The organism is Pseudomonas inefficax, assembly GCF_900277125.1.
GTDB classification, from domain to species: Bacteria; Pseudomonadota; Gammaproteobacteria; order Pseudomonadales; family Pseudomonadaceae; genus Aquipseudomonas; species Aquipseudomonas inefficax.
The window spans coordinates 388,894-396,851 of record NZ_OPYN01000207.1 but is presented as its reverse complement, the minus strand read 5'-3'; the positions used below and the strand labels follow the sequence as shown (position 1 = coordinate 396,851).

General features: G+C 63.3%; 9 protein-coding genes. 4 read left to right on the top strand and 5 right to left on the bottom strand.

Annotated elements, in window-relative coordinates; genetic code table 11:
- The 3 genes from JV551A3_RS26890 to JV551A3_RS26880 form a co-directional block, all read right to left on the bottom strand.
- The coding region (locus JV551A3_RS26890) for an IS3 family transposase (RefSeq protein WP_235874646.1) at positions 1-617 on the bottom strand (617 nt) is incomplete at its 3' end.
- An 8-nt stretch (positions 618-625) separates the two neighbouring features.
- On the bottom strand, positions 626-934 hold the full coding sequence (locus JV551A3_RS26885; protein WP_133970486.1) for a transposase: 309 nt from the start codon (positions 932-934) through the stop codon (positions 626-628).
- A gap of 323 nt (positions 935-1,257) precedes the next feature.
- Positions 1,258-2,040, bottom strand: a complete 783-nt coding sequence (locus JV551A3_RS26880; RefSeq protein ID WP_133975391.1) for an IclR family transcriptional regulator — start codon at positions 2,038-2,040, stop codon at positions 1,258-1,260.
- 174 nt (positions 2,041-2,214) lie between these two features.
- On the opposite strand from JV551A3_RS26880, the gene hmgA reads away from it, so the two are divergent.
- Genes hmgA through maiA form a run of 3 tightly spaced genes read left to right on the top strand, consistent with a single transcriptional unit; the run spans position 2,215 to position 5,456 of the window.
- Complete coding sequence (hmgA, locus tag JV551A3_RS26875; protein ID WP_133975389.1) at positions 2,215-3,516, top strand: homogentisate 1,2-dioxygenase; 1,302 nt, start codon at positions 2,215-2,217, stop codon at positions 3,514-3,516.
- Positions 3,517-3,519: 3 nt separating this feature from the next.
- Complete coding sequence (fahA, locus tag JV551A3_RS26870; protein WP_133975387.1) at positions 3,520-4,812, top strand: fumarylacetoacetase; 1,293 nt, start codon at positions 3,520-3,522, stop codon at positions 4,810-4,812.
- 11 nt (positions 4,813-4,823) lie between these two features.
- Positions 4,824-5,456 carry a maleylacetoacetate isomerase gene (maiA, locus tag JV551A3_RS26865; protein WP_133975384.1) on the top strand — a complete coding sequence of 211 codons (633 nt, stop codon included), beginning with the start codon at positions 4,824-4,826 and terminating at the stop codon, positions 5,454-5,456.
- Here maiA and JV551A3_RS26860 read toward each other — a convergent pair.
- Positions 5,450-6,256: a SirB1 family protein gene (locus JV551A3_RS26860; RefSeq protein WP_112250184.1), complete on the bottom strand. Its 807-nt coding sequence runs from the start codon at positions 6,254-6,256 to the stop codon at positions 5,450-5,452. The two genes, maiA and JV551A3_RS26860, sit on opposite strands and share 7 nt — an antisense overlap.
- Before the next feature lie 123 nt (positions 6,257-6,379).
- Here JV551A3_RS26860 and JV551A3_RS26855 point away from each other — a divergent pair, with 123 nt between their 5' ends.
- Positions 6,380-7,399, top strand: coding sequence for a Leu/Phe/Val dehydrogenase (locus tag JV551A3_RS26855; protein ID WP_133975382.1), 1,020 nt, complete (start codon positions 6,380-6,382; stop codon positions 7,397-7,399).
- Positions 7,400-7,523: 124 nt separating this feature from the next.
- Here JV551A3_RS26855 and JV551A3_RS26850 read toward each other — a convergent pair whose 3' ends face one another.
- Positions 7,524-7,787 carry a YebG family protein gene (locus tag JV551A3_RS26850; protein ID WP_112250189.1) on the bottom strand — a complete coding sequence of 88 codons (264 nt, stop codon included), beginning with the start codon at positions 7,785-7,787 and terminating at the stop codon, positions 7,524-7,526.
- Positions 7,788-7,958: the final 171 nt, after the last annotated feature.

Here is a 7,958-nt window from a genome sequence, read left to right as displayed (position 1 = left end):
TGCGTTGTCCCATGCTCAAGCAGCTCGGACTGGAAGCGCTGGCTGGTGTATTGGCAGCCTTGATCCGAGTGAAACATCAAGCCTGCATGCTTGCCCCTGACCCCTACCGCCATCCTCAGCGCCTTGCTAACCAAGTTGGCGTCGTTGATCAGGGAAAACGCCCAGCCAACGATCCGACGCGCGAACAAATCAATCACTACTGCTAGGTGATACCAGCGCTTCCCGACCATCAAACTGGTCACATCACCGCACCAGACCTGGTTAATTGCTGTTGGCTCAAAGTTACGCGCGAGCAGATTCTTGGCCACAAACGCTTCAACGCCTTTGGAGCGATTTCGATGCGGACGGCGTTGCTTGCTGTCCAGATTTGCCTCCTCCATGAGTTTTCCGGCCAGATACCTCCCCACCTTGAGCTGCTGGGCCTTCAGGTGCTCAGAGATCATTCTCGCACCCGCGCTTCCCCTGCTTTCGCCGTGCAGTTGAATGACTTTTTCTCTGAGTTCGTCACGCTTGGTATTCGGCACTGAACGGCGGCGAAGCCAGTCATAAAACGCGCTACGGGACACGCTCAGCGCACTGCAAAGGAGGCTGGTCGGATACGAACCTGACTCTCTCAGTTCCTCGATCAGGAAAAACGATCGGGATCCGACATCAAGAGAGCCGTAGCCTTTTTTAAGATTTCAGCCTCGGTCTCCAGGCGCTTGATCTTGGCTCGCAGTTGCTGGAGCTCTCGCTGTTCGTCGCTGATCGCTTTGGTACCGGCTACTGGCTGGCCCTTCTGTCGCTCTTTACGTACCTGATCAACCCAGCGGCGCAGGGCTGTAGGGCCGACGTCCATTGATGCGCAGACGTCGGGAATCGAGCAGTGGTCATCTAGAACCATGCTGGCAGCACGTTGCTTGAACTCGCGGGTGTAGGTCTTTCGTTCTTGCATGAACCTCCTGATTGGGCGAATCATATCGCCCTTAAGAGGTGTCCGGGATCATTAGGCCAGTTCAGCAAGCCCGCGAAGAGGCCAGCACAGGCGACGGAAATTTTCAGGGCAAATAAAAAAGGCCGCTGCAAGCCGCAGCGGCCAATCGAGACGTCAGATCAAGGAGCTTCAAAATCTACGTCGGTGAACCTCGCAGGCCTGAAAGGCGGGGGGGAGAGCCCTTCATGCCGGCCAGTGAGTTAAGAATAAGCGCCTGATCCTGTAGGAAAAATAGCCGCTTATGACATTCACCTTTACGTTTCGGGCAATAGTGCCGCAGGCGCTCAGCTAGCGGGCGAGTACCCCATGCGCCAGCTGGTTTCCCGCGTTGCCGCCAGCAGCCGCTGCGCCGCCGGGCCATGCTCGTCGGCATGGAAGATCGACGTTGGCCCGACCACCGTCATCACCGCGGCGATCTGCCCCATGGCATTGAACACCGGGGCCGACAGCGCATCCACGCCCGGCATCAACAGCCCGTGCACATGGTGCAGGCCACGTTCACGGATGCCCGCCAACACCGCCTGGTAGTCGGCAGCGTTGTGCTGCAGGGCGGCCAGTTCCCGGTCACGCAACTCCACGGTCTCGCGCTCGGGCAGGTAGGCGGCGAATACCAGCCCGGTGGACGATGTGAGCAGCGGCAGTACCGAGCCGATCTGCGTTACCACGGTGACCGCGCGTACTGCCGGCTCGATGCTGACCACTGTCGCACCCTGGTTGCCCCATACGGCAACGAAACAGCTCTCGTTAAGTTCATCGCGCAGCTGCGATAACGGCAACGCGGCAATCTTCAGCACATCGATGCTGCCCAGCGCCGCCAGCCCCACCCGCAGTGCCTCGCGCCCCAAGCCGTAATGGTTGGTGGCCGCATCCTGCTCGGCAAAACCGCTGGCGATCAATGCCTGCAGGTAACGGTGCACCTTGCTCGCTGGCATTTGCACATGTTCCGCCAGGCGCGACAGGGAGGTGGACGGGGAGAGCTCGGCAAGGGCCTTGAGGATGTCGGTGCCGACCTCCGCCGAGCGGACTTTCTGCTTGCCGTTGTCGGCGGGGGAGCTGGCTTTGGCCATGGACATCTTCTTCCGGATTCGTCGAGTCGCGCCTTTATAGCTTGACGCATTGTCCGTAGCAAATTACGTTATTCGTAATCTGATTACGATAAAAACAATGCAGACGCGCTGCCACCCCGCCCCGGGCCAGCAGCCAGCTGCCAGCAACGGCTCGGCCAGAGCCCGGAGGCATCGATGAATCGCGATACGTCACCCGACCTTCACTACCTCAGCGGCTTCGGCAACGAGTTTGCCAGCGAAGCGCTGCCAGGGGCCCTGCCGGTCGGGCAGAACTCGCCGCAGAAGGCACCCTATGGGCTGTATGCCGAGCTGCTGTCGGGCACGGCGTTCACCATGACCCGCAGCGAGCTGCGCCGCACCTGGCTGTACCGTATTCGCCCGTCTGCCCTGCACCCGCGTTTCGAGCGCCTGGCGCGCCAGCCGCTGACCGGCCCGCTGGGGGCCATCACCCCCAACCGCCTGCGCTGGAGCCCCCAGCCAATCCCCGTCGAACCGACCGATTTCATCGAAGGCTGGCTGCCGATGGTGGCCAACGCTGCTGCGGAAAAACCGGCCGGCGTGAGCATCTACATCTACCGCGCCAACCGTTCCATGGAGCGCGTGTTCTTCAACGCCGACGGTGAACTGCTGCTGGTGCCGCAACAGGGGCGCCTGCGCATTGCCACCGAGCTGGGGGTGATGGAAGTCGAGCCGCTGGAAATCGCGGTTATCCCACGTGGCATGAAGTTCCGCGTCGAACTGCTCGACGGCGAGGCACGCGGCTACATCGCCGAAAACCACGGCGCGCCGCTGCGCATCCCGGACCTGGGCCCGATCGGCAGCAACGGGCTGGCCAACCCGCGCGACTTTCTCACGCCGGTGGCGCATTACGAAGAGGCCGATGGCCCGGTGCAACTGGTGCAGAAGTTCCTTGGCGAACACTGGGCCTGCGAACTGCAGCACTCGCCACTGGACGTGGTCGCCTGGCACGGCAGCAACGTGCCGTACAAGTACGACCTGCGCCGCTTCAACACCATCGGCACGGTCAGCTTCGACCATCCGGACCCGTCGATCTTCACCGTGCTGACCTCGCCGACAAGCGTGCATGGCCTGGCCAACATGGACTTCGTGATCTTCCCGCCACGCTGGATGGTGGCCGAGAACACCTTCCGTCCACCATGGTTCCACCGCAACCTGATGAACGAGTTCATGGGCCTGATCAACGGTGCCTACGACGCCAAGGCCGAGGGTTTCCTGCCGGGCGGTGCCTCGCTGCATGGGGTGATGAGCGCCCATGGCCCCGACGCCGAAACCTGCGAAAAGGCCATTGCCGCCGACCTGGCGCCGCACAAGATCGATAACACCATGGCCTTCATGTTCGAGACCAGCCAGGTGCTGCGCCCGAGCCTGCAAGCCCTTGAATGCCCGCAGTTGCAGGCCGACTACGATAGTTGCTGGGCCACCTTGCCGAGCACCTTCAACCCGAGCCGGAGATAACCCATGAATCACACTGCCATTGCCCGTAGCTGGGTCGAGCACGCCAACGGGCACAGCGACTTCCCGCTGCAGAACCTGCCGCTGGGCATCTTCAGCCGGCCGGGTGAAGCCAGACGCTGTGGCGTGGCCATCGGCGACGCGATCCTCGACCTGGAAGCGGTGCTGGCCGCCGGCCTGTTCGACGGTGCCGCCAAGGCCGCTGTCGAGGCCACCCATGGTGGGGTCTTGAACGCATTCTTCGCCCTCGGCCGCAGTGCCCGCGTTGCCCTGCGCGAGCGCCTGCTGGTACTGCTGGGCGAACACAGCGAGCACCAGGCGGCGCTGCAGGCCGCACTGTATCCGGCTAGCGCTTGCCAGCTGCATGTACCGGCGCAGATCGGTGACTACACCGACTTCTACGTGGGCATCGAGCACGCCAAGAACGTGGGCAAGCTGTTCCGCCCCGACAACCCGCTGCTGCCCAACTACAAGTACGTGCCGATCGGTTATCACGGCCGCGCCTCGACCATTCGCCCGTCCGGCACCGACGTGCGCCGCCCCAAGGGCCAGACCCTGCCGGCCGGGCACACCGAGCCAAGCTTCGGTCCCTGCGCGCGCCTGGACTACGAGCTGGAGCTGGGTATCTGGATCGGCCAGGGCAACGACATGGGCCAGGCGATCCCGGTAGGCGATGCCGCCGAGCACGTGGCCGGCCTGTGTCTGCTCAACGACTGGTCGGCGCGCGATATCCAGGCCTGGGAATACCAGCCGCTGGGGCCGTTCCTGTCCAAGAGCTTCATTACCAGCATCTCGCCCTGGGTGGTGACCGCCGAAGCGCTGGAACCGTTCCGCTGTGCCCAGCCGGCACGCCCGGAAGGCGACCCGCAGCCACTGTCGTACCTGCTGGACAAGCGCGACCAGGCCGCCGGTGCTTTCGATATCGAGCTTGAGGTGCTGCTGCTGACCGAGCGCATGCGCGAGCAAGGCCTTGCCCCGCACCGCCTGGCCCTGAGCAATACCCGCAACATGTACTGGACCGTCGCGCAGCTGGTTGCGCATCACAGCGTCAACGGCTGCCAGCTGCAACCGGGTGACCTGTTCGGTTCGGGCACGCTGTCGGGCGCCACGCCAGGTTCGTTCGGCAGCCTGCTGGAGATCACCGAAGGCGGCAAGCAGCCGGTGGAACTGGCCAGTGGCGAGGTGCGCAAGTTCCTCGAAGACGGCGACGAGATCATCCTGCGTGCCCGCTGCGCGCGTGATGGCGTGGCCAGCATCGGTTTCGGCGAATGCCGCGGCACGGTCATCGCCGCCAACTGAGGGGCACGGGCATGGAGCTGTACACCTATTACCGTTCCACCTCGTCCTACCGGGTGCGCATTGCCCTGGCACTGAAGGGGCTGGCCTACCAGTCCTTGCCGGTCAACCTGTTGCAGGGTGAGCAGCGCGGTGCGGGCTATGTCGCAGTCAACCCGCAGGGCCGCGTGCCGGCCTTGCGCACCGATGGCGGTGAGCTGCTGGTGCAGTCGCCGGCGATCATCGAGTACCTGGAAGAGGCTTATCCACAGCCCGCGCTGCTGCCTGCCACGGCCGAGGCGCGCGCCAAGGTGCGGGGCGTGGCGGCGATCATCGGCTGCGACATCCACCCGCTGCACAACGTCAGCGTGCTCAACCGGCTGCGCCAGGCTGGCCAGGACGAAAGTCAGGTCAACCAGTGGATCGGCTACTGGATCAGCCAGGGGTTGGCGGCAGTGGAGCAACTGATTGGCGATCACGGCTTCTGCTTCGGTGATCAGCCGGGCCTGGCGGATATCTACCTGATCCCGCAGCTGTATGCGGCCGAACGCTTCAATATCGACCTCGACAGCTACCCGCGCATCCTGCGGGTTGCCGCCCTGGCGGCGGGGCACCCGGCGTTCGTACAGGCCCATCCCGCCCGGCAGCCGGACAGCCCGGCTCAGTGAATGGAACGGTTCGTCGCCGGAAGCTTGCCGATACGTTCGGACAGTTTCAGGCGCTGGACCGGGTCCTCTGTCAGCAATAACGCATGCTCCAGGTCAAAGCGCTCGGCCTGCGGGCAATCCAGATGCTGGTAGAGCGAAGCACGGGTCACATAGTCACTGACCTGCACCGGGCCAAGTTGCATGACCCGCTCGGCATCAATCAGCGCCGCCAGGTGGTTGTCGTTGCTGATATGCAACTGGCGCAGGTTGCGTGACAGGCGTTGCAGCATCTGCAGCGGGCTGGCACTGCGCATGTGCTCGGCAGTCAGCGCTACGTGCGGGCCAAACTGGCGAGCCAGCAGCTCACGGCAATCGTTGGGGTACAGGCGCCGGCCGCCACAGGGGTCGAGCAGATGATCGGCACCCGGCACGCGCACCAGGAAATGGCCTGGGAATCCTACGCCCTCAAGGGGAATGGACAGGCGCCGGGCCAGTTCCAGGGCGAGGATGGCCAGGGTCAGCGGTTGGCCACGGCGTCGCTGCAGCACTTTGTCCATCATCGCGGCATGCGGGCGTAGCGGGTGGTGTTCATCCTGCTGGAAGCCCAGGGCATTGAGTTGGCGCAGCAGTGGCTGGGCCAGTTCGCACAGTGGCAGCATCGGCAGGTTGGCGCTTATCTCGCGCTGCAGGCCATGCAGCATGGCAAGGCTGTCCGCGGGCTCGACGCTTCGGTCGTGCTCGGCGGCAATCCATAATGCGGCTTCCAGCAGGGCGACGGGCTCGCGTTCCAGGCAGGCCAGGCAGGCTTGACGTGGCTTCATGGGCTTCTCCACACACGCTTGAGTATTAGCCGCAGCCGGCGGTTTCGTCCAGTGGTCCGGCGGCGGCGCCAGCCCAAGGGCCGCGCCTATACTGGAAGGAGCACCTCGTAGGGGAGCCTGTCGATGTTCGCGCTGATGCAAAGCACCCGGACCCAGTCGCTGCACTTGTTCACCGACCCGCCCACCGGGCTGAAGGCCGTGGTGGCGATCCATAGCGAGCAGTTGGGCCCGGCCATGGGCGGTTGCCGCTACTTGCCTTATGCCGATGATGAAAGCGCCATGATCGATGCCATTCGCCTGGCCCAGGGCATGAGCTACAAGGCGGCGCTGGCCGGCCTGCCACTGGGGGGCGGCAAGGCGGTAATCATGCGCAACCCGCATGTGGAAAACCGGGCCGCGCTGTTCGAGGCCTTTGGCCGCTTCATCGATACCTTGCAAGGGCGCTTCATCATCGCCGTGGACAGCGGCACCTCGACATTGGACATGGACTGTATTGCTCAGACTACGCCGCATGTGACCAGCACCACGGCCTCGGGGGACCCCTCTTCGCATGCGGCGATGGGGGTTTTTGCCGGCATTCGTGCCACCACTTCGTTCCGCCTTGGCAGTGATGACCTGCAAGGGTTGCGAGTGGCGGTGCAAGGGTTGGGCAATGTCGGTTATGCGCTGGCGGAGCAACTGCATGCGGCGGGTGCAGACCTGCTGGTGAGCGATCTGGACCCAGGGCGGGTGCGGCTGGCGGTGGAGCAGTTCAATGCCCATCCGGTGACCAACGATGCGTTGATCAGCACCCCTTGCGACATCTTTGCTCCTTGCGGCGTGGGGCCGGTGTTGAACGGGCAGAGCGTGATGCAGTTGCGTTGCGCGGCAGTGGCGGGGGCGGCGAACAATCAGCTGACCACTTTACAGGTAGCCGACCAACTGGAATCGCGCGGGATACTGTATGCGCCCGATTACGTGATCAATGCCGGAGGGTTGATCTACGTGGCACTTACCCATCGTGGCGAAGACCTGGGTACCATCACTGCGCACCTGGCGCGAATACCTTCACGGCTGACCGAAGTGTTTGGCCATGCCCAGGCAGAGAAGCGCTCGCCGGCGCGGGTCGCGCAAATGTTGGCGGAGCGGTTGTTGTATGGCTGAAAGTTGATATTGGCCTTGCTGGCCTCTTCGCGGGTAAACCCGCTCCCACAGGTATCGCACAGGTCTTGAACATTGTGGAGTACCTGTGGGAGCGGGTTTACCCGCGAAGCAGGCGCCGCCGACATCACTCGGCAGCGCCACCCTCGAGCAACTCGGCCAACGCATCCGGCTGGCTCTTGAAGGCCCGGGCGAACACATCGCGGTTTTTGGCCATGTAGATACCAGCTTCCTCGACCTGTTTCTCGCTCAGCGAGGGCACTGCCTTGTGCAGTACTTCGGCCAGGCGCTCGGCCAGTTCGAGCATCTTGTCGTGACGGTCTGCTTCGGCCTTATCCATGAACAAGCGCTCCGGGTCGCGGCTGCTGCGGTACACCACTTCGACGGCCATTCATCACCTCTATGCCTTTTGCTGGGTTTGTACTGTATCCATATACAGTAATGGCAATGTTGATCGGTTCGCAAGCAGAAATTGTAGCGTGGCATGAACCGAACCTCTTCGCGGGTAAACCCGCTCCTACAGGATCATCACAGTCTTCAAGACTTGCACAGTACCTGTGGG